28 protein-coding genes are annotated in these 25,632 nt (G+C 27.4%); 25 read left to right on the top strand and 3 right to left on the bottom strand.

The window, feature by feature from the left end; translation table 11 throughout:
- Nucleotides 1–108: 108 nt before the first annotated feature.
- Together OW729_RS06960 and OW729_RS06955 are read right to left on the bottom strand one after the other, a co-directional pair.
- On the bottom strand, nt 109–588 hold the full coding sequence (locus OW729_RS06960) for a YbaK/EbsC family protein (protein WP_268060755.1): 480 nt from the start codon (nt 586–588) through the stop codon (nt 109–111).
- Between the two features lie 306 nt (nt 589–894).
- Nucleotides 895–1,707 (bottom strand): alpha/beta fold hydrolase, encoded by an 813-nt coding sequence (locus OW729_RS06955; RefSeq protein ID WP_268060754.1) that lies wholly within the window; start codon nt 1,705–1,707, stop codon nt 895–897.
- Between the two features lie 513 nt (nt 1,708–2,220).
- Here OW729_RS06955 and OW729_RS06950 point away from each other — a divergent pair.
- From OW729_RS06950 to OW729_RS06920, 7 genes are all read left to right on the top strand, one after another.
- Entirely contained in the window at nt 2,221–2,616 is a 396-nt protein-coding gene (locus OW729_RS06950; protein ID WP_268060753.1) for a hypothetical protein, read from the top strand.
- Nucleotides 2,617–2,833: 217 nt separating this feature from the next.
- The gene (locus tag OW729_RS06945; protein WP_326498363.1) at nt 2,834–3,142 is read left to right on the top strand and encodes a DUF1989 domain-containing protein; all 309 of its coding nucleotides are present in this window, start codon (nt 2,834–2,836) and stop codon (nt 3,140–3,142) included.
- Between the two features lie 583 nt (nt 3,143–3,725).
- A complete protein-coding gene (locus tag OW729_RS06940; protein WP_268060752.1) occupies nt 3,726–3,989 on the top strand; it encodes a CD3324 family protein in 264 nt (87 codons plus the stop codon).
- 116 nt (nt 3,990–4,105) lie between these two features.
- Nucleotides 4,106–4,840: a class I SAM-dependent methyltransferase gene (locus OW729_RS06935; RefSeq protein WP_268060751.1), complete on the top strand. Its 735-nt coding sequence runs from the start codon at nt 4,106–4,108 to the stop codon at nt 4,838–4,840.
- Nucleotides 4,841–5,073: 233 nt separating this feature from the next.
- Entirely contained in the window at nt 5,074–5,625 is a 552-nt protein-coding gene (locus OW729_RS06930; RefSeq protein WP_268060750.1) for a helix-turn-helix domain-containing protein, read from the top strand.
- A gap of 32 nt (nt 5,626–5,657) precedes the next feature.
- Complete coding sequence (locus OW729_RS06925) at nt 5,658–6,374, top strand: alanyl-tRNA editing protein (RefSeq protein ID WP_268060749.1); 717 nt, start codon at nt 5,658–5,660, stop codon at nt 6,372–6,374.
- A gap of 138 nt (nt 6,375–6,512) precedes the next feature.
- Nucleotides 6,513–7,097 (top strand): GrpB family protein, encoded by a 585-nt coding sequence (locus OW729_RS06920; protein WP_268060748.1) that lies wholly within the window; start codon nt 6,513–6,515, stop codon nt 7,095–7,097.
- Nucleotides 7,098–7,259: 162 nt separating this feature from the next.
- Here the strand turns inward: OW729_RS06920 and OW729_RS06915 are convergent, their stop codons facing one another.
- A complete protein-coding gene (locus OW729_RS06915; RefSeq protein ID WP_268060747.1) occupies nt 7,260–8,171 on the bottom strand; it encodes a hypothetical protein in 912 nt (303 codons plus the stop codon).
- A 263-nt stretch (nt 8,172–8,434) separates the two neighbouring features.
- On the opposite strand from OW729_RS06915, the gene OW729_RS06910 reads away from it, so the two are divergent.
- The 18 genes from OW729_RS06910 to OW729_RS06825 all read left to right on the top strand — a co-directional run bounded on the left by OW729_RS06910 (nt 8,435) and on the right by OW729_RS06825 (nt 25,512).
- Nucleotides 8,435–9,091: an alpha/beta hydrolase gene (locus OW729_RS06910; protein WP_268060746.1), complete on the top strand. Its 657-nt coding sequence runs from the start codon at nt 8,435–8,437 to the stop codon at nt 9,089–9,091.
- A 229-nt stretch (nt 9,092–9,320) separates the two neighbouring features.
- Nucleotides 9,321–9,701: a nuclear transport factor 2 family protein gene (locus OW729_RS06905; protein WP_268060745.1), complete on the top strand. Its 381-nt coding sequence runs from the start codon at nt 9,321–9,323 to the stop codon at nt 9,699–9,701.
- Between the two features lie 98 nt (nt 9,702–9,799).
- Nucleotides 9,800–10,408 (top strand): HD domain-containing protein, encoded by a 609-nt coding sequence (locus OW729_RS06900; protein ID WP_268060744.1) that lies wholly within the window; start codon nt 9,800–9,802, stop codon nt 10,406–10,408.
- A gap of 503 nt (nt 10,409–10,911) precedes the next feature.
- Entirely contained in the window at nt 10,912–11,295 is a 384-nt protein-coding gene (locus OW729_RS06895) for a hypothetical protein (RefSeq protein ID WP_268060743.1), read from the top strand.
- Nucleotides 11,296–11,362: 67 nt separating this feature from the next.
- Entirely contained in the window at nt 11,363–11,896 is a 534-nt protein-coding gene (locus OW729_RS06890; RefSeq protein WP_268060742.1) for a GrpB family protein, read from the top strand.
- 54 nt (nt 11,897–11,950) lie between these two features.
- Nucleotides 11,951–12,403 carry a peptide deformylase gene (gene def, locus OW729_RS06885; RefSeq protein ID WP_268060741.1) on the top strand — a complete coding sequence of 151 codons (453 nt, stop codon included), beginning with the start codon at nt 11,951–11,953 and terminating at the stop codon, nt 12,401–12,403.
- 387 nt (nt 12,404–12,790) lie between these two features.
- Nucleotides 12,791–13,297, top strand: a complete 507-nt coding sequence (locus tag OW729_RS06880) for an AAA family ATPase (protein ID WP_268060740.1) — start codon at nt 12,791–12,793, stop codon at nt 13,295–13,297.
- A 70-nt stretch (nt 13,298–13,367) separates the two neighbouring features.
- A complete protein-coding gene (uppS, locus tag OW729_RS06875) occupies nt 13,368–14,096 on the top strand; it encodes a polyprenyl diphosphate synthase (RefSeq protein WP_268060739.1) in 729 nt (242 codons plus the stop codon).
- A 236-nt stretch (nt 14,097–14,332) separates the two neighbouring features.
- Entirely contained in the window at nt 14,333–15,190 is an 858-nt protein-coding gene (locus tag OW729_RS06870; RefSeq protein ID WP_268060738.1) for a GNAT family N-acetyltransferase, read from the top strand.
- Between the two features lie 129 nt (nt 15,191–15,319).
- The gene (locus OW729_RS06865; RefSeq protein ID WP_268060737.1) at nt 15,320–15,868 is read left to right on the top strand and encodes a GNAT family N-acetyltransferase; all 549 of its coding nucleotides are present in this window, start codon (nt 15,320–15,322) and stop codon (nt 15,866–15,868) included.
- Between the two features lie 392 nt (nt 15,869–16,260).
- Nucleotides 16,261–16,440 (top strand): aspartyl-phosphate phosphatase Spo0E family protein, encoded by a 180-nt coding sequence (locus tag OW729_RS06860; protein WP_268060736.1) that lies wholly within the window; start codon nt 16,261–16,263, stop codon nt 16,438–16,440.
- Between the two features lie 362 nt (nt 16,441–16,802).
- A complete protein-coding gene (locus OW729_RS06855; protein ID WP_268060735.1) occupies nt 16,803–17,501 on the top strand; it encodes an ABC transporter ATP-binding protein in 699 nt (232 codons plus the stop codon).
- A gap of 17 nt (nt 17,502–17,518) precedes the next feature.
- A complete protein-coding gene (locus OW729_RS06850) occupies nt 17,519–20,062 on the top strand; it encodes an ABC transporter permease (RefSeq protein ID WP_268060734.1) in 2,544 nt (847 codons plus the stop codon).
- A gap of 261 nt (nt 20,063–20,323) precedes the next feature.
- Nucleotides 20,324–21,019, top strand: coding sequence for a response regulator transcription factor (locus OW729_RS06845; protein WP_268060733.1), 696 nt, complete (start codon nt 20,324–20,326; stop codon nt 21,017–21,019).
- A 6-nt stretch (nt 21,020–21,025) separates the two neighbouring features.
- Nucleotides 21,026–22,273 (top strand): sensor histidine kinase, encoded by a 1,248-nt coding sequence (locus OW729_RS06840; RefSeq protein ID WP_268060732.1) that lies wholly within the window; start codon nt 21,026–21,028, stop codon nt 22,271–22,273.
- 212 nt (nt 22,274–22,485) lie between these two features.
- Entirely contained in the window at nt 22,486–23,355 is an 870-nt protein-coding gene (locus OW729_RS06835; RefSeq protein WP_268060731.1) for a hypothetical protein, read from the top strand.
- Between the two features lie 85 nt (nt 23,356–23,440).
- Nucleotides 23,441–24,148 (top strand): LytR/AlgR family response regulator transcription factor, encoded by a 708-nt coding sequence (locus OW729_RS06830; protein ID WP_268060730.1) that lies wholly within the window; start codon nt 23,441–23,443, stop codon nt 24,146–24,148.
- A gap of 2 nt (nt 24,149–24,150) precedes the next feature.
- Entirely contained in the window at nt 24,151–25,512 is a 1,362-nt protein-coding gene (locus OW729_RS06825; protein ID WP_268060729.1) for a sensor histidine kinase, read from the top strand.
- Nucleotides 25,513–25,632: the final 120 nt, after the last annotated feature.

The raw sequence follows: 25,632 nt of genomic DNA, 5'->3' as shown, positions 1-25,632 counted from the left end.
ATAGCCCTTCAGGTAATCCGTTATATATTTATAGAAGTAGCTATATTTTCCGTCAGTTCATTAAAAAATTCTTTTTCATGAAATTTCTAAAATAGTACACAAATATTTTTACTGGTTTTCAATCCAGCATTTGCATACATCAACCCATTTTCTTGGGTTTGAATACTTCTCTAGTTCCATTAAGTTTAATTTTATAGCACTATTTCCGCTTCCTGCAGCTGGGTATACTGTAGAAAATCGTTTTAATGAAATATCAAGATAAACCTCTACATCTTCATTTATGGCAAATGGACACACTCCACCTGGTGCATGACCGACTATTGTTTCTACTTCTTCAGCAGGAATCATTTTTGCCTTTTCATGGAATTCTTCTCTGTATTTTCGGTTATCTATTTTAGCATCTCCCGCAACAACAACCACTATCCCTTTGCCATCAACTAAAAATGAAAGAGTCTTGGCGATTCTTTCCGGATCACATCCAATTGCTTCTGCAGCAAGTTCTACCGTTGCACTCGACTGGTCTAATTCTATTACTTTGTCTTCAACGCCAAAGCTTTTAAAATAATCTTTTACTTTAGTAATTGACACTTTGTTAACCTCCCTATGTTTTATTGGTTTCTATATGATTCAGTATACAATAGGTTTATATATAAGTAAAATTTATGGCATCTAAGTTTGAAATTGCGTAATATACAAATATTATGCTATAACTTTAAGTGAAAATAATTTAAATTGGGGGATTTTACAATGCAAAATATTAACTTAATTAGCTTTAGTGAGAGAATGTATTTTATATTTTAAACTCCCACTAAAGCATATTTCTTTAGTTTTATACAACTTTGAATGGTTAATAAGTTATTCTATATTTTATTGAGGTGATATACTTCAAAATTTTTATTCTTCAATAAATTTCACTAATTCTTCATTGAATTTATCACGTTGATCATAGAACAGCCCATGACCGCTATATTTAAATGGTATAAGTTTCGAATTACTAATACATTGTTTTTGTACTTCGCCTAGTGGAAATTTAACAACCTTGTCATGAATTCCGTGAAGAATTAAAGTTGGAACAGTTATTGTTTCTAGATCATAAAATAATACTTCATTTATCCAAGTATTTGCAACAGACGCAGTTGCCCAGCCTGCTGCTTGTAATCCTAATTGTAAGAACCAACTAGAGAATGGTTCGGTTATATACTTAAAGAAAAACGTATCTCCAAAATCCCTTAGCATTTTAGGTCTATCAGCATATGTTCCATTAATAATGTTTATTACATCTTCTTTTTCTAAACCGTATGGGAAATTGGGACGCTTGATAAGACTAGGAGCTGCTGCTGCACAAAGAACAAGTTTGGATACTTCATGTTCTTTATGGCGTGACATGTATCGAATAGCTATAGCTCCTCCTGTAGAATGTCCCACTAATATAAACTTCTTTAATTTTAGTGCATCTACTACACCTCGAACATCATCTGATAATCGATCGTAATCATAACCTGTATAAGGCTTATCTGATTCACCAAATCCTCTTTGATCTATACCAATGCATCTATATCCCATCTTAGGGAGCTGATCAAACTGATATTCAAATAACTTATGACTTCCAGGCCATCCATGTAAAAACAAGATTGTTTTCTTGCCATCTGGGTTAAGATCTTCTACGTATATTTTTACATTTGGTTCTACTCTAACGTAATACCCCAATTAAACACCTCCATTAATAACATTTTTTCATTAACATTGTATTCTCTTTAAGATAAACAAGTTACTATTTCATTTATATATAAATTTAATGTGAAATTGAAAATAATGTTATAATATAGTTTAGAAAATTGTTGTAAGATATTTATATTATTTTAATATAGTTTTTTATAAATTATTTTCCAGTTGCAATTTCATATAAAACCTTATTAAAGTCTGATATTAAAGAGCTTACCAGCCATTTAATGATTTTTTTGAAATTTCTAAACTCCTGATAAGAAATCCAGCGAACACTCATAATGAGCTTTTTAAACTCTAATTAGCTAAAGTCTAATTTCTCAAGCCCAAACCTTATCCAGTATAAATGTTAATCAAAATAAAAACTACTTATCCTAAAACAAATGAATTTATGTTATAATGTAGAAAGAAAGTGTAAGTTAATACACAGTGTAAAGAGAGTGCGTTATAAGAAGATGTAATACATTAAGATGATATAATATTGATTAGGAGGATAAAATGCTTAAAGAAAGACCTTTAGGGATAATGTTAATTGGATATTTCTATATTTTGGGAGCAGTTGTATTAATAATAACATTATTTACAAATGCCTCGGAGCAATTTGGAATTGCAGTTAGATTTGGAGTACCTAATGTTCCAGAAAATATAATGAGAGTACTAGTAGCTATAATTTCTTTAATAGTAAGTTATGGATATTTGAAACTTAAAAAATGGGGTTATTGGTTTATGATAATTAACTCACTATACTTTTTAGTGGTAAGTATTGGTTTAGCACTACAATATAATCAGCAACCTTTCATTGGTAATGGGATATGGTCAATTATTGTGTTAATATATACTTTATCAAAAAGAAATTTTTTTAATAACAAGAATGTTACTGTGTGCCATTCTTAAAATATAAACTAAAAGAAATTATAAGATGGTATTATAAATATTATTTTAAAGTAACTTTCTTATGAATTTTTACCAACTATAAGTTCATATAAAACAGTGCTAAACGCTGACATTAAGGAGCTAATAAGCTCTTTAATAATTTTTTGGAAAAATCAATAAATACCTGATAAAAAATCTATTAATCAATTGGAAATACAGGGATTTAGGTATATAATAAATTTTAAGAATAGATTGTTTTGTTTACAGTAATTGTTATCTACCTCGTGGTAGAAATGAAAATTTAAAGGAATACGGAATATCAAAACATAACATAATACATCCTTTTAATATTTTCATGTATACAACAATAAAACCAGATGGAACAATATTGGTGGAAGAACCAATTTCAAAAGCAGGAGATAAGATAAAATTATTAGTTGAAATGGATACTATTATAGGGATTGCTTCATGTAGTGTTAGTAAGAGTAGATGTAACGGAGGTAAATGTACTTCATTGAAAGTAATAATTGAGGGACAAGAAATGTAAGAGTAAAGATATCATATTTCTTAAGTGTTACCATATCTGTTTCAGAAGAATAGTTAACTAAGAATCACTCATTATGGGAAAATATCCATGGTGAGCTTTTTAAGTTCTAATTAGCTAAAGTATAAATTTTCAAACTTTATCCAGTATAAGTGGTTAATAAGCGTAGAACTACTTAATCTTAAAACAGATGAATTTATGGTATAATATAAGTTCAATTTTACGGCTTTTAAACAGTATATCTAAGTAAATAGATGTCAATATAACTCAAGTACTTAACACACCAAGCTCAAATGAAGACATTATTTCAGTTTGTGATAAATTACTTGTTTCACTAAAAAATATAAAAATTGATGTAGAAACAATATTAAAGCTATTAATAGATATGAAAAATAAATAATAAATATGTTTTATTGTATATAAGGGAGGATAAAAAATGATTATAGGTCAAAAAATTGATTTACTCCATACAAAGTCAGTATGTGATTACAGTGGGATTTTGTATGGAGTGTTGAGCCACTAATAAAAATTTAATACATACGGCTTTGTATCCTATTTATTCTGAATATTTAGGAGTGGAGCTTGTATGAAATATCAAAATGCAAATAATGTTTTGCCAGAGCATTTACTGCTTGAGATACAGCAATATGTTCAAGGTGAATATTTATATATTCCTGCACCGAAGACGTACCATAAAAAGTGGGGAGAGAAATCTGGAATTCGTAAAATTCTGGAACATAGAAATGAGAAAATTATAAACAAATATAAACAGGGTTTTACAATGATAGAGTTGGCAGAGGAATATTGTCTTTCTGTCCATTCAATAAAAAAGATAGTTTATAAGAAATGATTGAATAGGGTTGCCAGTAGGCAGCCCTGTTTCTATAAAACGATATAGAATCATATTTTATCTTGAATATACTATTAATAAGGCAATACAATATTGTTAGAATGGAGGGAGTAGAAATGAAACAAAATAAATATGATGATACCATCTTTTTTGATAAGTACAGTAATATGGAACGTTCCAAGAATGGACTTCAAGCTGCTGGAGAATGGCATGAATTGAGAAAAATGTTACCTGATTTTGAAGGTAAACGGGTCTTAGATTTGGGCTGTGGTTTTGGATGGCACTGCCGATATGCTTTAGAGAATGGTGCAAAGTCAATTATTGGAATTGATATTTCACAAAAAATGTTGGATGCAGCAAAGAGTAAAACAAAATCTGAGCATATCCAGTATATGTGTATGCCTATCGAGGATATTAATTTTCCCGCTAATTCTTTTGATGTTGTTATTAGTTCTCTGGCTCTACATTATGTTCAATCATTTCAAGATATTTTAAGCAAAACAAGTAAATGTCTTTCAAATGGAGGAGATTTCGTGTTTTCTGTGGAACATCCTATTTTTACTGCACAAGGATTACAGGAGTGGTATTATGATGATAAAGGTAATATTCTACATTGGCCAGTTGACCAATATTTTACTGAGGGTATGCGTAAAGCCACTTTTTTAGAAGAGGAAGTTATAAAGTATCATAAAACATTGACAACATACTTAAACAGCCTTATAAAAGCTGGATTTGAAATAACAGGACTTGTTGAGCCGAAACCAGAAGAAAATTTACTCTATACAGTTCCTGGAATGGTGGATGAACTTCGTCGACCAATGATGTTACTCGTATCGGCCAGAAAAAAGTAATAATAGAGTGTTGAATAAAAAATACCAATAAAAATTGAGATAGAATATGAGATGCATTCAGAGTATAAATATTATATAAATTTAAAGGAAAAGATAAATATTTTATAATAAAACTTGAAATTATAATTTACGATATGTATAATATATTTAACGATTGTAACATATAAATAACAAATGTAAGTTATAATTAACGATATTTAGATACATTTCATTATTAGCAGGAGGTTTATTACATGAACTTGAATCCAATAATTGCAGAAAATCTTAAGCGATTGAGATTGGAAAGGAATTTAAGCTTAGGACAATTGGCAGAATTGTCTGAGGTGAGCAAGGTAATGCTCTCACAAATTGAAAAAGGAGATACAAATCCAACAATCAATACTATCTGGAAAATTGCGAAGGGTTTAAATGTACCCTATACAATCCTCATTGATAAACATGAAGATAAAACCTCTGTAGTAAAAAAAACAGAAGCTGAATATCAGAATAGTGAAGATGGAACATATAGAGTGTATTGTTATTATGGAAATACACCACATAGAAATTTTGAATTATTTTTACTTGAATTGGATTCAGAAGCAGCCTATACTTCTGTTGGTCATTCTGAAAAATCTCAAGAGTATATTAATATTATTCAAGGAGAACTTGTACTTACAACAAACAATGAAAACTATTTGTTGAAAAAGGAAGATTCCATTTGTTTTTCATCAGCAAATCCTCATACTTATAAAAGTTGCGGTAAGGATACTCTTAAAGCTATAGTTGTAAACTTTTATCCAATTTAATAATTTAAAATAAATATTAGGAGGAATTAGAGATGACTGAATTAATATTTCAAAAAGACAGCTACATAAAGGAATTTGAATGTAAAGTCATTGGTGTGGATGAGGCTGAAAATGCTGTTATTTTAGATAGAACAGCATTTTATATAGGGGGAGGTGGCCAACCCTGTGATGTTGGAGTATTAGAAACATCTGTAGATAAGTATGTTGTTAAAAAGGTTAAGAAAAAAGGAAATAATGTATATCACTATATTGATGGAAAACTTCCTGGAGTCAATGAAATATGTACAGGGAAAATAGATTGGGAACACAGATATAAATTAATGAGAACTCATACAGCTATGCATATTTTATGTGGAGTTGTATGGAGAGATTATAAAGCACAGGTAACTGGTGGAGATATGGATTGTCTTAAAGGAAGAATGGACTTTGAGTTTGAAAATTTTGATAAGGCATTAGTAGATAAAATTGAGGAAAAGGTTAATAAGGAAGTACAATGTAAAAGAAATATTAAGGTAAATATTTTGGAAAGAGAAGAAGCTTTTAAAATTCCTGACTTAATAAGAACAAAAATAAATCTTTTACCAGAAGGAATTAAGCAAATAAGAACAGTTGAAATTGAAGGATTAGATCTTCAAGCAGATGGCGGAACTCACGTAAAAAATACTTTTGAAGTTGGGAAAATAAAAATAACCGATTATAAAAGCAAAGGAAAAAACAATAAGAGAATATATATTGAAATAGAAGAATAGATTAGCAATAAAAAATATACTCCTCTTGAGGTAGAAAGATTAAAGAATAAAAATCTGCTAAGAGGAGTACTTTTATACCTAAAACAAATTGCATAATATTGTGAAGTAAAAACATTTATGCATATTAAGGGGGTTTCTATGGGAAAAGCATTGTCTGAAATGTCATTAGAAGAATTGTGGAAATTATTTCCTATTATTTTAAAGGAACATAGCCCTTCTTATAAGGAATGGTACTTAGTTGAAAAGGATGAAATAGTTAATATAATAGGAAAAAATAACATAAAGCGAATAAATCATATTGGAAGCAGTGCTATTGAAGGATTGATTGCCAAGCCAACTGTAGATATTTTGTTGGAAATTGATCGTAACAGCGATATAGAGCAAATAAAGTATAAATTAAGCAATGCTGATTGGATATTAATGTCATTACAAAATAAAACAGACCTAAATATGTCATTTAATAAGGGTTATACTCCACATGGTTTTGCTGAAAAAGTTTTTCATCTCCATGTTAGGTTTTTGGGAGATTGGAATGAACTATATTTTAGAGATTATCTTTTAATTCATAAAGAAATTGCTGAAGAATATGGCAAATTAAAACAAGAACTAAAAGAGCAGTATACACATAATAGGGATGAATACACTAATGCTAAAACCGAGTTTATTTTAAAATATACAAAAATAGCAAGAAAAGAGTTTGGTGATAGATATTTGCCAAGATAAGAACCTAAATGCTAATTATAGATAACAGCCTAAAGAGTCAAAACAATGAAACTGAAATGACTTCCATTAAAAATTTATATATTAATAGAAAAAGTGATATAAATAGTAAAAGCGCGTAATTCACTTAAGAGTGGTCTACACGCTTTCTGTGTCTTTATGAATCTACATAAGTTTAATTATTTCGCTTCTTGAAAAATCTTCATTTATTTTAATTCTTTTAATAGTATATTTTTCTTTAGGCAATAAATCTTCAAAAAAAGGAATAGAAGGTGCATAAATCCATGTTCCTCCAATTTTTAAAGAATTCAATATCTCCATAAATTTATAGGCGTATGTATTAGCTAATTCATCATTTTGTAAGTGATGATAAAGGAAATGGCTGCAAAATGAGAGGTTTGAAATTATTGTACCCCATTTGCTAACTCCATAATCAAATTCAAACCAATCTGTATTAAATAATGTATCATCTGTAAAATTAGGAATATTTCTATCTATTCTATAAGCCTCAATACCAATGTTCCTCATATAGTTAATCAAATTAGCATTTCTTCCACATCCAATATCCAGAATAGGTTCAGTTAACCTTTGTTTGTCTAAAGCTAATAACTGTATCAAAAAATCAGCACTATATTCAGAACAAACAAAATGATGTGCTTGTGGATTAGTATTATTGTTAATATGGAAAATCGCTGGATTTGTAATCTTAATCAATTTTCTTATACGATCATAGTGTCTGTATTCTAATTCTTTATTTGTTAAATTTGTATTCTGTAAATCCTGTAATAATGCCATACAAATTCTTTCAATTATGAATTCAGCATCTTTGCTAAAATATATATATTGATCTACTTTATAAAACTGTTCTAAAAAGCTATTTCTATAATGTCTTATTATGCAGTCAATATCAGATTTTGAAAGTAAAGATAATTTATCCTTCAACTTTTGTATTGCAATATCAGTGTTAGTATTGAAATAAAGTTGATTGTCTGTACAAAAAATATTTTTACTCTCGCTTGATTCAAATTGTCTCTTCATAATTTCTATTATATTTTTTGTAGATGTTTCATTTGACATAAATAACACCACCTTTAATATATGAATTCTATATTGAATAATCAAATTATACCACTCTCCTAATTGAAAGGCATTAAAAATAGTAAAATAGGGTGTATTCACTGAACAGTGATTAACACTCCATAAAATTTAGTAAAATTAAAATTTATGGTATAATATAGAAATAAATTTTAATTTAATATACAGTTTAAAGAAATTGTAAGATGAATGTGTACTTTATAAATCATTAATAATTTGAATGAAAAGTAAAAGGGGCAAAGAGTATGAATAAAAAATTTATTCAATTAAAATCTCAATGGGGAGTAACTTTAGAAAACATTTATATTGAGCAAAATAGTGACACACTAGTTATTATTTTACCTGGAGAAGGTTATTCAAATGCTAAACCAATTATGTATTACACGCAGAAAATAGCATCAGAGATTGGATTAGATGTACTTTGTATAGATTATGGTTTTCAAATTTCACACAAAGGTTTTGATATTAATACAGAATTTGATATTGTAGCGAAGGAATCAGAGCAGGTATTAAAAAAATGTTTGAGTAAAAATTATAAAAGAATAATTTTTATTGGTAAAAGTTTGGGGACTATTATCCAAAATGAATTATCTAAAGAATTGGTAGATTACGAACAAGTACATATTTATTTAACACCAGTAGATAAAACATTTGAAAATATAACAAATCACCCATGTTTAGCTATAACAGGTACAGCAGATAATAAAATAAATAGTTTTAATATGTTAAAGATAGAAAAAATGAAAAATATTGAATTAGTTAAAATAGATAATGGCAATCATCGTCTTGAATGTTCAGATACATTAAAAAGTATAGAAATGTTAAATAAGACCATGAAAATATTAAAGGAATTCATTATTAAAATTAAGAAAAAGCCAAAGAAAAAACATATTGAAATATGATTACAGAAATTTTTGATAGTTTTTTGAGTGGTAATGTACATTTTTGCACTAGGAGAGTTTTAATATTATCCTTGAGAGAAATCTCAGGGGTTTTTATTATTTTTTGCAAAGCTTGTATAATTCTTGTAAACATTATAAAATAAATAGAAATAAATTTATATTTTATTTTGGAGGGCGAAATGAAGATACTTGTATTTATATGTTGATTTGTTAATTGTGGGGTGATAAAGTGAATTCTATTAAAGAACACATATTACAATTAGAAAATGATTTGTTAAAATTAGAAGTAAGAAAATCAGCACGGAAAATAAATGATATTTTGGCAAATGATTTTATTGAGTTTACTAGTTCAGGATATGAATATCATTATAAAAGTGGTGATATATTTCAGAGGGAAAATGATAATTATGAATTATTATGGCAAATTATAGATTTTCAAATAAGACAATTGTCAGATGATTGTATATTAGCAATGTATAAAGTAATAAAACATGACGAGCTAAATGAAAATAAGAAATATACACTTCGTAGTTCAATATGGAAATGTATTGATGAAAAGTGGAAAATGATTTTTCATCAAGGAACATATACGTCTAAAATTGATATATAAAATAACTTATTAGAAACTAAGAAGTAAATAGTAAGGAAGAAAGGGGGATTTAGTGAGAGTTTAGTACTTACAATATACTATCTCACTAAAGATAAAATATGTGTAAGAAATATCCTAATAAAGATGTAGCCGTAAAGGTTCTTGAAGAGGCTGAAAAGTTAAATCCAGGATTATGGAAACAACATTCTGAATTTGTTGCTTTAGCGTGTAAAAACATTGCGGAACACTGTGCAAATCTAGATAGTGATAAAGCATATGTTTTAGGGTTGTTACATGATATAGGTAGACGAGTGGGAGTAGTTTCAGAACGTCATGTGATTGCTGGATACCAATATTGCATGGAACAAGGTTGGGAAGATGTTGCTAAAATTTGTATTACACATTCATTTATGATACAAGATATTCGTTCAGCAATAGGAAAATGGGATGTTACAAAAGAAGAATATGATCTTACTGAAAAAATTATAAATTCAGCTATTTATGATGAGTATGACTTATTAGTACAACTAAGCGATGCTTTAGCACTACCAACAGGATTTTGTTTACTTGAAAAAAGATTTGTTGATGTTGCTTGTCAGTATGGTGTACATGAATATACTGTTGCAAGATGGAAAAGGACTATAGAAATAAAAGATTATTTTGAAAAGAAGATGAAGTGTTCAATTTATGATGTACTTCCAAATGTTAAAGAAAACACTTTTGCATAGTTATCATTAATTATCAAATAGGTAGGCGGAGATAGTGACGAAAAACTGTCTCCGCTTGGTTTTATAAAAGAAAAATACTTTAACATCAATAATTATAAAGGTACCATAAAAAGGTAAGTGGATATGTAACCATAGATTTAGGATTAAAGTATGGGTATAAAGATAAAGTTTAAAAAAATTGTGATATGATTTGAGGGTTTATTTATAGTGTTTTAAGCTAGATAAAATGCCATAAATTAAGTGGAAGTGTTAACAAGACAGAAGTTATGGTTAACGAGAGATAGATATAGAGAGGGTACATGCTCGTAAAATTATATGATATAATATTTCTTGTGCTTTTATTCATATAGTTTTTGGATAATGTAGTAAAAATTGTACAAGCAGTAATGATAAAATATAAAAATTTATGAAGCAACGTCTTATATTTATTAAATATGTTCATAGACAATGAAATGGATTAGGAATATACGATTTATTTATACTACTAAATGGAAGGGGACATTATGAAAGGCAAAGTTAAGAAAATTTATTTAGTCATAGCAATTATTAATACAGTATTAGGCTTTATTTCTAAGTCATGTTATAGAGACTATATATACAAAAATAATATAAATGATTTTGGAATAGCAGATTCAGCTCCTAATTTCTTTTATATTATAGGAATAGTCTTCTTTATTTTATATGTAAAAAAAGAGGTAAATAAAAAAGCAATTAAAAATACAATTTTAACTTGCTCTGCAGGTGTTCTTGTTTATGAATTGGAACAAAACTATACACATATGATTTTTGATATTAAGGACGTAATTGCAACAATATTAGGAGTGATTTTTTGTTATTATGTATCTGAATATTTGAATAAAAAGTACAACTTAGAATGTCATGATTGAAAAGTGTTATAAGATTTACTGATATTATTATAATACAACTATAAACAAGATAGGGGGAATACTTAAAATGGATGAACAAAATCAAGTCAGGGTAATCGAAGTTGTTGAATATAGTCCTAGTTGGAAAGAAGAATTTATAAAAGAATCAAAATTAATACAGGATGTAATGGATAACGAAATATTAAAAATTCATCATATAGGGAGTACTTCAATTCCTGGAATTTTTGCAAAGCCAATAATAGATTTTTTGGTTGAAGTAAAAGATATTAACAATATAGATATGTACAATGATGATTTAAGTAAGTTAGGATACATAGCAAAGGGAGAATATGGAATAAAGGGACGTAGATTTTTTCTGAAAGGACTATATCATAGAACACACCATATACATGTATTTGAAACAGGAAATTCAGAAATAGAAAGACACTTAAACTTTAGAGATTATATGATTGATCATCCGGAAGAGGCAAATAATTATGGAGAGTTAAAAAAAGAGTTAGCAATAAAATTTAGATATGATATTGATGGGTATTGTGATGGTAAAGATGCATTTATAAAAGATATAGACAGGAAAGCATATGAATGGTCAAAATCAAGATAAATTTTTCGTTTTGAAGAAAGTGAAATAAAATAATAAAGTAGAGGAGTTGTTAAGATGGCATTAAGACAAATTAGACTTTCTGATGATGAAATATTAAGAAAGAAAAGTAGAGTAGTTGAAAAAGTAGATGATAAAATAAGGCAAATCTTAGACGATATGGCTGATACTATGTATAATTCAGAAAATGGTGGAGGATTAGCAGGTCCACAAGTTGGGATATTAAAGAGATTGGTTGTAATAGACATGGGACAGGGACTTATAAAATTAGTTAATCCAGAAATAATCGAGAAGGAAGGAGAACAAGAAGTTATAGAGGGATGCTTAAGTATTCCAAATGTATTTGGAAAGTTAAAAAGACCTGCAAAAGTAACAGTACAGGCTTTAAATGAAAATGGTGAGAAGATTATATTAACAGGTACAGGAGATTTAGCAAAATGTTTTTGCCATGAGATAGACCATTTAGAAGGCATACTTTTTACTGATTGGGTTACCGAATATATAAGATGATTTTATAATATTTAAGTATTTTATAATAAGTAGTTTCTTTCTTAAATGATTCTATAAAAAGCTAATATTAAAAGAAGTAGTTAATATGCAACAGCAAATTAATGTATATAGAAAAGAGTATTTACCCTAGGAGTATTCCTAGGGGTTTTTATTTTTTACAAAACTTGTATAAATTTTATAAACATTATAAAATGTATTTAATTGGGTGCATCCTAATAATGATAAGATAATAATATTTCTATTTAACAATGGATATAATGTTTTAAATCTTATTGAAATAAAAAAGTCATGGGAAAATGAAGTATTAACTGAAAAAACATGTGTTGAGAATTACGAGTATAACTATTAATTTTAAATTGAAATATAGATTTTATGGGGGAATTAAAATTGGTCAAAAAACTTATTATAATTAATGGGACAATGGGTGTAGGAAAAACAGCAACAAGTAGAGAGCTTAATAAGAAACTTAATAATTCAGTATGGCTTGATGGTGATTGGTGTTGGATGATGAATCCTTTTACTGTAAATGATGAAAATAAAAATATGGTTGTAAATAATATAATTTATTTATTAAGAAACTTTCTTAATAATTCATCTTTTGAATATGTTATTTTTAATTGGGTAATACATTACGAAGATATCTTTAATCTTGTACTACAACCATTGAGTGATTTAGAATTTGAGGTTATAAAAATTACTCTTATTTGTTCAAAAGAAACACTTAATAAGAGAATTATAAATGATGTCCAGTTTAATTTAAGAGATGGAAAAGAATTAAATACAAGCCTTCAGCGTCTCGAATTATATAAAAGTATGAACACTATAAAAATAGATACGACGAATATTTCTATAGCGGAAACTGTTGATAAGATAATAAAAATCGTATGTAAATAACTATCAACTATTTTGATTATATGCAACAATAAATAACTAATTACTATTAAAGAAAAGGAGTCATAAAAAAATGAATAGTCCAATTAAGGATTTATTAGACAATAATCAAATTAAGATACCAAAGCATATTGCTATAATTTGTGATGGAAATGGCAGATGGGCTAAAAAGAAAGGATTTCCTAGAGCTTTTGGTCATAAAGCTGGTACAAAACCAATTGAGGATATTACTAAAAATTGTTATGAATTAGGAGTTAAAACACTGACTTTCTATGTTTTTTCTACTGAAAACTGGAGCCGTTCTGATAAAGAGGTAACCTTCTTAATGAAGCTTTTTATAGAATTTTTTATAAAATTACGTAATGAAGCTGGAGAAAATATTAAAGTAAAACATATAGGTATTACAGAGAATCTTTCTTTGGAATTAATAGACGAAATTAAGAAAACAGAAAACTTAACAGAAAATAATTCTGGTATGGTATTGAATATTGCATTAAATTATGGAAGTCGTTCAGAAATAATAAATGCTACAAAAAACATAATGAATAGTATAGGTATTGGAAATCTTAATATTGATGAAATAAACGAGGAGTTAATTAGCAATTATATGTTTACTGCTGGAGTGCCAGATGTTGACTTAATTATTAGAACAAGTGGAGAAATGAGGATAAGTAATTTTTTGTTATGGCAATCTGCAAAGGCAAGTTTATGGTTTACAGAGGATTATTGGCCAGATTTTAAGTATGACCATTTGAAAGAGGCAATCAAATATTATAATGAAGCAGATTCTAAATTTTTATAGAAAAGTCACTATAAACAATTATTAAAGTAAAGAGAGTTTTAATATCAACTCCGGGAGAAATTCTTAGGGGTTTTTATTATTTTTGCAAAGCTTGTATAAATTTTGGAAATATTATAAAATAAATCGATATATATAATCTAAAAGAAAGTAGTTTATAAGATAATATAATGTATCAAGATAAATTTGTATTATAGTGTGAAATAAATAACTATTATATGTTGTGAGGTTAAGTTTATATGAGAATAGAAAAGACAAATAGGCTAACAGAAAATCAGATGGCTGAAATTTTTAATTTAGAAACAATTGCTTTTTGTGAAGATAATTTAGAAAATCATGCTTTTTTATCAAATGAAATTAATTTTGATAAGATAATGCCGTGTTTTTATATGGGATATGAAAATGATAAGATAATTGCTTTTTTAACTACCTTTATGCCAACCTCTTATGAAGCGGAAATATTAGCGGTTACACATCCACAACATAGAGAAAAAGGATACTTCAAAAAACTATTTCAAGCTGCCAAAGAAACCTTGTTATTATCGGGAGTAAATAAGATTTTATTAGTCGTAGAACCGAAAAGCACGGGTGGTATTGGAGTTTTAAAAACTTTTCCAGATGCCAAGTTAGAACGATCAGAATATAGGATGTCTCATAATGGTTCTGAGAATTTGTCAGAGTATGGGCAGTTACGTTTTTGTGATGTGAATGATGGGAACAAAGAAATATTTGCAGAGATTACACGAGATGCTTTTCCTGACTTAGAGGAAAGGAGCAATTTTATCGATACTGTAATTTCTTCTGAAAATAGAAGAGGATATATAGCTTATAAAGAAGGAATTCCAGTGGGTGTTTTTGATTTCAATTATGAGGAAGGAGATATTTTTCTTTATGGTGTGGGAATTGCAACACAATATCGAGGAAAAGGATTTGGAAAACAAATGATGGGATTTGCACTGAATGAAGGATTAAAAGAATGTGATAAAGTAGTGCTTGATGTTGATTCTGAAAATCCAACAGCTTTCAATTTATATAGGAAATGCGGGTTCAAGATTGATTTTCAAGTTGATTATTATAGATTATCAAGGTGGAATTAAGTTTACACCCAATGAGTGGATATAAGACTATACTGCAATTATGGATTTAAGAAAGAAATAACAGTATTTAAATCAGAAGATGAGATTTTTTTAAATATAATATTTTAGGATAGTTCTTGGAGGAAGTGTATGATTATTGAAAGCAAAAGAGTAGAGAGGAATAGTTTAACATGGATACTTCGTTGTCCAACAAAAAATGACGCAACTGAATTATCTAAATTAAGAATTGAAATTGATGGAGAAACAGAAAATCTTGACAGGGAATCTGGCGAAGGGTTGTTAACACCAGAAGACTTTGAAAAACTTATTTATGAAGATTCAGTAGCAGTAAAAAATGTATTTTTAGTTGCAGAAATAGATGGTAAAATTGTTGGATTTGCTCGTTGCGAAGGAAGTAAGTTAAGTAGGTTTAGACATAAAGCTGAGTTTGGAATATGCATATTGAAAGGATACTGGGGACATGGAATTGGTAAGGTAATGATAGAAAATATACTGCTGTGTGCAAGTACTGCGGGAATTAAGAAAATCTCATTAACTGTGGTACAAACAAATGCAAAGGCAATTCAATTATATAAAAAATATGGATTTGTAGAAGAAGGACTATTAATAAATGATCGTATTCATAAAGATGGAAACTATTATAATACTGTTATAATGGGAAAAATATTAGATAATTGAATATAAAAAGAGAGTTTTAATATCAACCCTGAGAGAAATCTCAGGGCTTTTTATTTAATGTTAACTTGTACCGAACGTGAAGGGGTTTTATATTATTGTATTTTAAACCCTAGGAGGAATAATAATCTCTTTCTTAGGATCAGTTACTTTTTAATTTGTTTACTAAGTGGAAACTTTAGGATGTATGGTATTGTGCATTTTGATATAGGTATTTAAGAAATAGCTAAAATAATAAAAATGGCATTCAATGAACATAAGAAGAGGATTAAAGAATATTATGAAAAGATTAGCATCTAGTGGATATTAATGTTACTAAAGTTTGTTAAGTGAAATTATACATAAGAATGATTAAAAACACTTTCGTAGTTAATACTAACTATGGAGGTGTTAATATGTCTGAGTTAGAGGATTTATTAAAAGATATAGATATATTAAGGGGACAATTAAATGACCTAATAAATAAAAAACAGGGGAACTTGGTTGACCAGGAAGTAGTAACAGCCAGCAAGATATTAAATGCAGCATTAAATCAGTATAATAAGTTTATTGATGAAAAGTTAAAAAAGAAATGAGCTCTTTTAATAGGGCTTTTTTTTTGTAGTAAAAAAGATTAGGGTTAATCCTTAGTCTTTTATTTTTATCTTGTTTTTTCTATAATAAAATTTATTAAAATACTTATAAAGCTAGTAATTAGGCAGTTTATTCTGATAAGTATATTTATGTTTTTATATATTAATCTTACTGAATTGTAAGATTTAAACTTCCAAATGTAAGAGAGCTGTTATTGTTATAAACAAGTTAAGAAAATATAATAAACCTATAGAGAGAAAACATAGAAAGCTACTCAAGAGGGATAAATGAGTATTTAAAATATTAAGTTTAAGTTGTAGATATTAATAAGAAAATTTTAATTAGATTGACTGGAGGTACATATATGGAAATATTAAAAGTTGAAAAACTATCAAAATTTTATGGTGAAGATAACAATAGAGTAGAGGCTCTTAAGAATGTATCATTCTCTGTAGAGAGAGGAGAATTTGTTGCTATAGTTGGAGCATCAGGGTCAGGTAAAAGTACACTTCTTCATATGCTAGGAGGATTAGATAGGCCAACTTCAGGAAAAATTTACTTAGATGGAGAAGATGTATATCAATTAAATGAAGAAAAGTTAGCTATTTTTAGAAGAAGAAATGTTGGATTTGTATTTCAGTTTTTTAATTTGATACCAGTACTAGACGTTGAGGAAAATATCTCTCTTCCTGCATTATTAGATAAAGAAAAGGCAGATACGGAATATTTAGAAGAAGTAATAGAAATGCTTGGACTTAAAAATAGGAAAAATCACCTTCCTTCAGAGTTATCTGGAGGCCAACAGCAGAGAGTATCTATTGGAAGAGCTTTAATAAATAAACCTTCCATAATTCTTGCAGATGAACCTACTGGAAATTTAGATAGTAAAAATAGTAAAGAAGTGATAGAACTTCTAAAACTTTCTTCTAGAAAGTACAATCAAACTTTAATAGTTATAACTCATGATTTAAATATAGCAGAGCAAGCAGATAGGGTAATAACTATAAGTGATGGGGAAATAAAATGTGATGAGAAAATGAAATCTAAGGAGAAAATAAGCTAGTTTAGGGGGAAAGTGTTGTGAGAAGCTATAAGGACATAACAAATAAATACTTAAAAAACAATAAGAAAAGAAGCATACTTACAATTTGTGGAATAATACTTTCTGTGGCATTAGTTACATCTATAGGATTATTCATAAAGAGTATGCAGAATTCTTTTGTTCAGAGTGAGATTAGAGAAAAAGGAAGTTTTCATCTACAAATGTCTAAAAATGATGAAGATGCTTATAAAAAATTAAAGAATAATCCTAAGGTTGATAAGGTAGGACTTAAGGAGAATTTAGAAAGCGTAAAGCTTAGAGACTCAAAGGAAATAGATATTAAGAAATTCAATAAAGATGCTTTAGAACTTTTACCCTATAAAACTATAGAAGGAAGATTTCCAAATAAAGATGAAGAAATAGCATTAGAACCTTGGGCATTAAATTATATTAAAGATAAACCTAAAGTGGGAAATGTTATAAAATTAGATATTGGTAATGGGGTAATAAAAGACTATAAAATAACAGGATTAATTGCCAATGATGCTGTTACTCAGTTTGAAGGAAAATCTTTAGGAATAACTTATAGTGATAAATTTGATATAATTAAATCTACTATATATGTAAGAATATCAGAAAAAGCAGATATATCAGATACAGTTGCTGAATTAAAGGGATCTTTTAAAAATATTACTACTAATTCAAATTTATTAACTTATTTGGGAGAAGGAGAAAATAGAGGAGTTAATACTGGCTTATATTTAGTTGCGGCAATAGTTATAATAATAGCTGTTATAGCAACAATAGCTGTTATATATAATTCTTTTCAGATAAGTGTTATTGAAAGAATGAAACAATATGGACTTTTAAGAGCAGTAGGAGCAACGCCAAAGCAAGTTAGAAAAATAGTTTTGCGAGAAGCAACTATAATAAGTTTAATAGGAATACCTATTGGGTTAATTTGCGGGATATTTGCAGTAGCTGTAGTATGCAAATTATTCAAAATGATGTCTGGGTCTGTTTTTGGAGAAATGGATATTGTAGTACCATATTATGTTTTAGTAATTAGTGCTATAATTGGATTGGTCTCGATATATATTTCAGCATTAATTCCCGCAAGGTTTGCAGGAAAAATATCTCCTTTAACTGCTATTAGTAGTAGGGCATCTATAACAAAAGAAAAAATAAAGAAAAATAGAGGAAGAATAGCAAAGAAATTTTTAGGAATAAATAGTTTAATGGCATTTAAGAATATAAAAAGAAATAAGAGAAGATTTAATATTACTGTATTTTCAATAAGTATAAGTGTTACTATATTTATAGCTTTCTATTCCTTTGTAAATATAAGTCAAATGTTTACAGACCAAGATTCAGAAAGTTATAAAACACATTTTGTAATTATGGATACCATAAATAAAAAAGGTAACAATTCTTTAACAAAAGATATGATAGATGATGTTAAAAAGAATGATTTAGTAAAAAATATATTTGTAAGTTATGGAAATTACGCCTCGAAAGCATTAATCTTAGATAATCAAAAAGATAAAGAAGTATCAAGTATGATGCCTAATTTGTACAAGAAAATAAATTTTGAAGGTAAAGATATGACTTCTTTAGATATGAGTTTTGATATTTATGAAGAAGCAAAATTAAAAGGAAGTACAGCATATGTTAAACAAGGAAAAATAAATGCAGAAAAAATGAATAAAGAAAATGGAGTTATATTGGTAAGAAATAATTTATTAAAGGTAAATGGAAAATATTATGAAGGACCCATTACTACCTTAAAAGTTGGGGATAGTTTGTATGTGAATAAAAATATTGAGTATCAAAAATCAATACAGGATGAAAATTATAATAAAAGTAACAATAAGAATGAGACAGTAAAAAATGTAGATAAAGATATGGTAAAGATTAAGATAGTTGCTATAGTAGATGATCCACCATATTCCGAAAATTTTAAACTTAAAGATTTAAAACTAATAACGACAAAGGAAGTTATTAAAAACATATCTGGCAAAAATGTAGATGATATGCCTTTAAAATCTGCTGAAATCGTACTAAAGGATCAAAATAAGGAAGCAGAGTTTGAAAAATGGATTCAACCTATAGGGGATATTAAAGGAGTTAAAGTTATTAATATGGTAAAACAACTCCAGCAGATGAAAAATAGTATACTTCAAATGAAAGTATTAATGTATGGTTTTGTAGCTGTAATATCTTTAATTGGAGGAGTAAACATCATAAATACTATAACAACTAACTTGATTTTGAGGAAAAAAGAAATAGCTTCTTTAAGTGCCTTAGGAATGACTTATAAAAATATAAGATCTATGATTTTAACTGAGGGAATTCTTTATGCATTATATGGTTGTTTCTATGGAGCAATTGTTGGAACTGGTTTCTCATATATGATTAGCGTTTCTTTTGGGCATATAAAAAGGTTTAAATGGGGAGTACCTTGGGAAGTTATAGGAATTTCGGTAGTAGCTGCAGTAATTGTAGGGTTAATTGCAGTAATTAAACCATTAAATCAAATAAAAAAAGAAAACACTATTGATTTAATAAGAGCAGATGCGTAAGTTAAAATAAAGTTATAAGGAATATAAATAAACATTCTAAGCTTAAGAGAAAATTTTTACCCTCTTAAGCTTAGCTTTGTTACTAAGTTAAGTCTGCTTTTGCTTGTTTATTAGTTTAAATAATTCGGTCATTAGAAAGATATAATATATGAGTTTGTTAAAGTAGACATGTGTTAAAAACTGTGTAAAATATATTTTAAGGGATTATCTTAGCTTAGTATAACTTTGTAGTTTGAGATTTTTATATAGGAGGCAGAAAGTTTGAGTAAAATATTGCTTTTAGAAGATGATGAAGGACTAGCTTTAGGAATTGAGTTTACACTTGTAGATGAAGGATATGATGTTACTAGATGTGAATATGTAGAGGAAGCTTTAAAAACTTTTGATAAAGAAAAATTTGATATAGCTATATTGGATGTAATGCTTCCAGATGGAAGTGGATATGATGTATGCAAATACATAAGAAGGAAAAGTGAAGTCCCTATAATATTTTTAACTGCCTGTGATGATGAAGTAAATATTATTTTAGGATTAGATATTGGTGGTGATGATTATATAACAAAGCCTTTTAGGGTAAGGGAACTTATTTCAAGAATTAAAGCTAATTTAAGAAGGTTTAATACAGAAAGTTATAATGAAAAAATATTAAAATCTAGAGATATTATTTTAGATACAGAAAGAGCAGAGGTTAAAAAAAATGGACAAGACATACTTCTATCTACACAAGAATATAAACTACTCTTAATATTTATGACAAATCCTAAAAAGTTAATGAGTAGAGAAGAAATATTAGATAAATTAATAGAAGGTGCAGGAAATTATTTTGATACCAATACTCTCTCGGTATATGTAAAAAGGATTAGAGAAAAAATAGAGGAAGATTCTTCAAAACCTGTTTATATAAAAACAAAGAGAGGGTTAGGGTATCAGTGGGATTTAGAAGTTGAGAAGGGGTAGGAAGCTATGAATAATTATTTTACCAATCCAGAACTAAAACGGAGTTCATTTAGTATATTAAGTGTAGCTTTTATAACTTTAATAATGGTTTTTTTTATAATGAATACAAGCTATGATAAAATAAAGATTAATTATGCAAAAAGCAATATGGCAATACTAGGAGAAATAAGTAAAAAACATCCTGAATTAACTGAAGAAATAATCCCAATAATAACAAAAGGAGCCAATCAAGAAAATATACAAGAGGGTAAGAATTTATTAAAAGAATATGGATTTAGTGAAAATATAAAAATAGATTTTATACCACAAGTAGATAATAGCTATAAAATGGCATTAAAATACATATTAATTTTATTTGCGTTATTTTTTAGTGTTGTATTGATAATAACTTCAGTTGAATATGTAAATATTTATAAAAAGGTTGAGAGTCTTATACTAGCAGCACAAAATATAATTGATTGTAAATTTGATGTAGGTATTTATGAAAATGCAGAAGGGTTATTTGCGAAACTTGGACATTCTTTTAACAGCATGAGATCAATTATGAAGAATAATTTTTTAGAAGTTCAAAATGAAAAGGAATTTTTGACAGATATATTGTCTGATATTTCACATCAACTTAAGACTCCAATATCATCTCTTATAATATATAATGATATACTTTTAAATAGAAAAATAAATGAAGATAAAAGAAAAGAATTTTTGGAAAATAGTAGAAAACAATTAAATAGAATTCAGTGGCTTATAAAAAGCTTACTTCAGCTTGCAAAATTAGATGCAGGAGTAATAAAATTTGAAAAGGTAAATTGTGATATAAATAATACAGTAGAAGAAGCTGTTATGGCGCTTATGGCAAAGGCTGAAAGTGAAAAAATCAATCTTATTTTTTGTCCAAAAGAAAACCAAATTATGATGAAACATGATGCTAATTGGCTTAGCGAAGGAATTATAAATTTGATTAAAAATGCTTTAGAACATACAAAAGAAGGTGGAAATGTGGAAGTTTCTATAGAAAGAACTCCTGTTTGTATTAGGATAATTGTTAAGGATAATGGAGAAGGAATTAATAAAAATGAAATACCACATATTTTTAAGCGGTTTTACAAAGGAAAAACACGCAAAAAAACGGAATCTGTTGGAATTGGATTATCTCTTTCAAAGTCTATAGTAGAAGGACATGAAGGAATGATTGAGGTGAAAAGTAAACTAGATGAAGGAACTAGTTTCACTATTATTTTTTTAGCTACAAGTTAGACATAGAGTTATTAAATATATATAAACATGTTTATATATTAAGTACAAATTTAAATTAGTTCTTAAGTTTATCAAAAATATAAGTGAAGTCTATTGGGTACATTTTGCCTACCTTTTGTTACAAACTAATTAAGTAAATATAATAGTTTACGATATAAGTGGTGTAACAAAATATACAATCATTACAAAATTGTGATAAAGGAGGGTTATATATGAATATATCTTTTTCGCCACGACAGCATATAGGATTCGGAAGAATAAGTTATAATTCTAACAACAATGCGTCTAAGAATGCTGTTAATAACAATAAAAAGATTAAAAAAGATGGTAGTATCAACAAAAACGGTATGGTTAAATCTTCAATAGGAAAGTCGAAACAAAACAATATATTGGAGAACCTAATGAAGCAGAAAGAAAATTTGATGGAGAGTAAAAATGCCATTAAAGAAAGAAGTTTAAAAAACGGTGAGGACTCAAAGTCCATACAAGAAAAGATGAAAAACATTGATAAACAAATTGAAGAAATTGATAAACAGTTAAATGAAATTAAATTACAAGAGCAACGTAAGCCAATGGGTGTTGAAGATAAGGATAATAAAAACAAAGAATCTAAACAGAAGTCAAAGAATGATTCAGTTAATGGTGTGAAAGTAGACAAATCCATGGAAAATATTTTAGATCTTTCAAGTAATCTATCACAAGCTAAGGAACTATCATCTCAAAGAACTATAATGTCAGGAGAAGCAAGAGTTTTAGAAAATGAAATAAAGACAGATGAGCAAAGGGGAATTGACCCTGTTAGAAAAAAGAAACGTCTTTCTAAAGTAAATGATAATATTGAAAAAATTTCTCAAAATATATCTAATAACTTAAATGATGTAAATAAAAATAGCAGTATACAAAGTGACAATAATACTGATGAAAATAAACAAAGCAATGAAGTTAGTAGTAGCATAAATACACAAAATCCAGATAAATTATTGATACAACAACAGAAAATAGCACAAAATATTAAGCAATATAAAGATAATATGAAAGACGACTCTAATCACAATAATGAAAAAATAAATATTACAGCTTAGAAAATTTTAATAGAGTACTTTTAAGGCCTGTGGAATGCTTATCCACAGGCTTAATACATGTTATAATTATTTGTGGGGTGATTCTATGCTTAAAATAGCTGTTTGTGATGATGAAAACAATCAAAGACAAGAAATAGCACATATGATAGACAAAGCTTTAAATTTAAATAATGAGGAGCATAAAATAACTGAATTCAGTAATGGTGAACAATTAATGGTATCTACATGGAAGTTTGATATATATTTTTTAGACATAAAAATGGATAAACTAACAGGTATAGAAGTGGCAAAAAAAATCAGATTGGTAAATGAAAGAGCAGTTATTATATTTATAACAGGACTTAAAGAATATGTGTTCGATGCATTTGATGTAAGGGCTTTTCATTATATTTTAAAGCCTATTGACGAAGAAAAACTTAAAGAAATTTTATATTCAGCTTCAGCACAGTTTGAAAAGAAGGAGAAATTTATTATTGCTAAAACAATTAGTAAATCAACTAAGGTTTTCATTAAGGATATAATGTATATAGAAGCGGCGAGAAGAAAAATAAGAGTACATACTATCTATGATGTTATTGAATATTACTATAAGATATCTGATATTGAGCAAGAACTTTATGAATATAATTTTTTTAGATGCCATAAAAGCTATATTGTAAATTTGAAGTATGTCTCCAGTTATGATAATACATTTATAACTTTAACAAACTCAGAAAAAATATATGTTTCGAAATATAAGTTAGCTGATTTTTCAAAGAAATTTATGTATTATTTAAAAGATGAGGAACAATAAATATGGAAAAAGAACAAGTGTTTAAAATTATCCAATGGATATCAGTATGTTTAACACAACCTTTTTTGTATATAATTAGATACTATTTTTATAAAAGATTTTTAGGATTTAAGAGCAAGCCTTGGAAGTTTAGTTTATGTGCATTATTATTAATAGTTATTGATTTTTATATTACTATAATAGGATATAAACCATTAAGAATAATTATATATGATGTAATTTTATTAATAATTATATGTTTTTTATGTAAGGGGAATTTTATAATTAAGCTTTATGCTGTCATTGTTGAAAATGTAATATTACTACTTATTAATTTAACTTTTCTAACTTTAGATTTTGATATTATACCTATTATACATAAGATCAATATGTCTTTTAATGGACATATGATTATTGGCTTTATAAGTAACATGGTTAATGATCTTATACGTTTTGGAATATTATTTATATTTTTAAAAAAGATTTGCGACTTTTTAAATTTAAAAGAAAAATCAGTAAATATGTATCAGAGCTTATATTTGCTTATTCCTTGTATGGCAATTTATGGTTTATCATTTATTTTTTATACTATCCAAGTAATTAGAATTGATGATAAAAAATACTATTTCCATTATGTTTTCCCCAGGATTTATTATTTAATACCTATTATAAGTGCTACCTTATTAATATCAATATTAATTATAGCCTACACATTTAAAAAAATGCTTGAAGGTGAAAAGAATATGCTTATGGAGCAACAGTTTAAATTGCAGCTTAAATATAGTAAAAATATTGAAGGACTTTATGATGGTATAAGGGGGATAAAACATGATATGAACAATCATCTTTCTTGTTTAAGAAGTTTAGCTAATACTAATAATGTTGAGGAAATAAAAAAATATCTTTATAATATTGGTCAAACCGTAAGCAAACTTGACTTTGAAATAAAAACAGGTAATGCTATATCAGATTCAGTTATAAATGAAAAATACAATATAGCAAAAGCTAATAAAATAGAGTTTATATGTGATTTTATGATACCTAAAGAAATTTCAGTAGAATCAATAGATTTATGTGTCATTTTAAGCAATGTATTAGATAATGCACTTGAAGCTTGTTTGAGAATTACAGATAGTAATATCCACAAGTTAATATCTATAAAGTCATATATTAGAAACATATATTTAATAATCGAAGTTTATAATACTACTACAGATAAGATCCAATATGATAAAAATAAAATTATTAGCACAAAAATAGATAAGTATAATCATGGTATAGGAATCTCTAATATAAAAAATGCTGCTAAAAAATATAATGGGGTAGTTGATATAAATGAAGAACAAAATAAATTTACTATTACCATTATGCTTAAAATGAAATGAATTTTTGTATAAGACTAACTTTAGGATTTTCTAATGAATTTAATGAATATTATAATTGGGAGATGCGTTTATAAAGTAAATATATATTAAAGTAGAGGTAAGGGTAAAAATTAAACTTTA

This window comes from Clostridium brassicae, assembly GCF_026738875.1.
GTDB classification, from domain to species: domain Bacteria; phylum Bacillota; class Clostridia; order Clostridiales; family Clostridiaceae; genus Clostridium_H; species Clostridium_H brassicae.
This window is presented reverse-complemented; position numbering and strand designations above follow the sequence as displayed.

Coding starts and splice junctions, on each gene's coding strand:
- OW729_RS06925 (WP_268060749.1), top strand. CDS start 5,658: ATGACTGAATTAATATTTCAAAAAGACAGCTACATAAAGGAATTTGAA.
- OW729_RS06825 (WP_268060729.1), top strand. CDS start 24,151: ATGGAAAAAGAACAAGTGTTTAAAATTATCCAATGGATATCAGTATGT.
- OW729_RS06855 (WP_268060735.1), top strand. CDS start 16,803: ATGGAAATATTAAAAGTTGAAAAACTATCAAAATTTTATGGTGAAGAT.
- OW729_RS06830 (WP_268060730.1), top strand. CDS start 23,441: ATGCTTAAAATAGCTGTTTGTGATGATGAAAACAATCAAAGACAAGAA.
- OW729_RS06870 (WP_268060738.1), top strand. CDS start 14,333: ATGAGAATAGAAAAGACAAATAGGCTAACAGAAAATCAGATGGCTGAA.
- OW729_RS06890 (WP_268060742.1), top strand. CDS start 11,363: ATGGATGAACAAAATCAAGTCAGGGTAATCGAAGTTGTTGAATATAGT.
- OW729_RS06935 (WP_268060751.1), top strand. CDS start 4,106: ATGAAACAAAATAAATATGATGATACCATCTTTTTTGATAAGTACAGT.
- OW729_RS06920 (WP_268060748.1), top strand. CDS start 6,513: ATGGGAAAAGCATTGTCTGAAATGTCATTAGAAGAATTGTGGAAATTA.
- OW729_RS06950 (WP_268060753.1), top strand. CDS start 2,221: ATGCTTAAAGAAAGACCTTTAGGGATAATGTTAATTGGATATTTCTAT.
- OW729_RS06940 (WP_268060752.1), top strand. CDS start 3,726: ATGAAATATCAAAATGCAAATAATGTTTTGCCAGAGCATTTACTGCTT.
- OW729_RS06930 (WP_268060750.1), top strand. CDS start 5,074: ATGAACTTGAATCCAATAATTGCAGAAAATCTTAAGCGATTGAGATTG.
- uppS (WP_268060739.1), top strand. CDS start 13,368: ATGAATAGTCCAATTAAGGATTTATTAGACAATAATCAAATTAAGATA.
- OW729_RS06915 (WP_268060747.1), bottom strand. CDS start 8,171: ATGTCAAATGAAACATCTACAAAAAATATAATAGAAATTATGAAGAGA.
- OW729_RS06835 (WP_268060731.1), top strand. CDS start 22,486: ATGAATATATCTTTTTCGCCACGACAGCATATAGGATTCGGAAGAATA.
- OW729_RS06860 (WP_268060736.1), top strand. CDS start 16,261: ATGTCTGAGTTAGAGGATTTATTAAAAGATATAGATATATTAAGGGGA.
- OW729_RS06865 (WP_268060737.1), top strand. CDS start 15,320: ATGATTATTGAAAGCAAAAGAGTAGAGAGGAATAGTTTAACATGGATA.
- OW729_RS06895 (WP_268060743.1), top strand. CDS start 10,912: ATGAAAGGCAAAGTTAAGAAAATTTATTTAGTCATAGCAATTATTAAT.
- def (WP_268060741.1), top strand. CDS start 11,951: ATGGCATTAAGACAAATTAGACTTTCTGATGATGAAATATTAAGAAAG.
- OW729_RS06840 (WP_268060732.1), top strand. CDS start 21,026: ATGAATAATTATTTTACCAATCCAGAACTAAAACGGAGTTCATTTAGT.
- OW729_RS06910 (WP_268060746.1), top strand. CDS start 8,435: ATGAATAAAAAATTTATTCAATTAAAATCTCAATGGGGAGTAACTTTA.
- OW729_RS06900 (WP_268060744.1), top strand. CDS start 9,800: ATGTGTAAGAAATATCCTAATAAAGATGTAGCCGTAAAGGTTCTTGAA.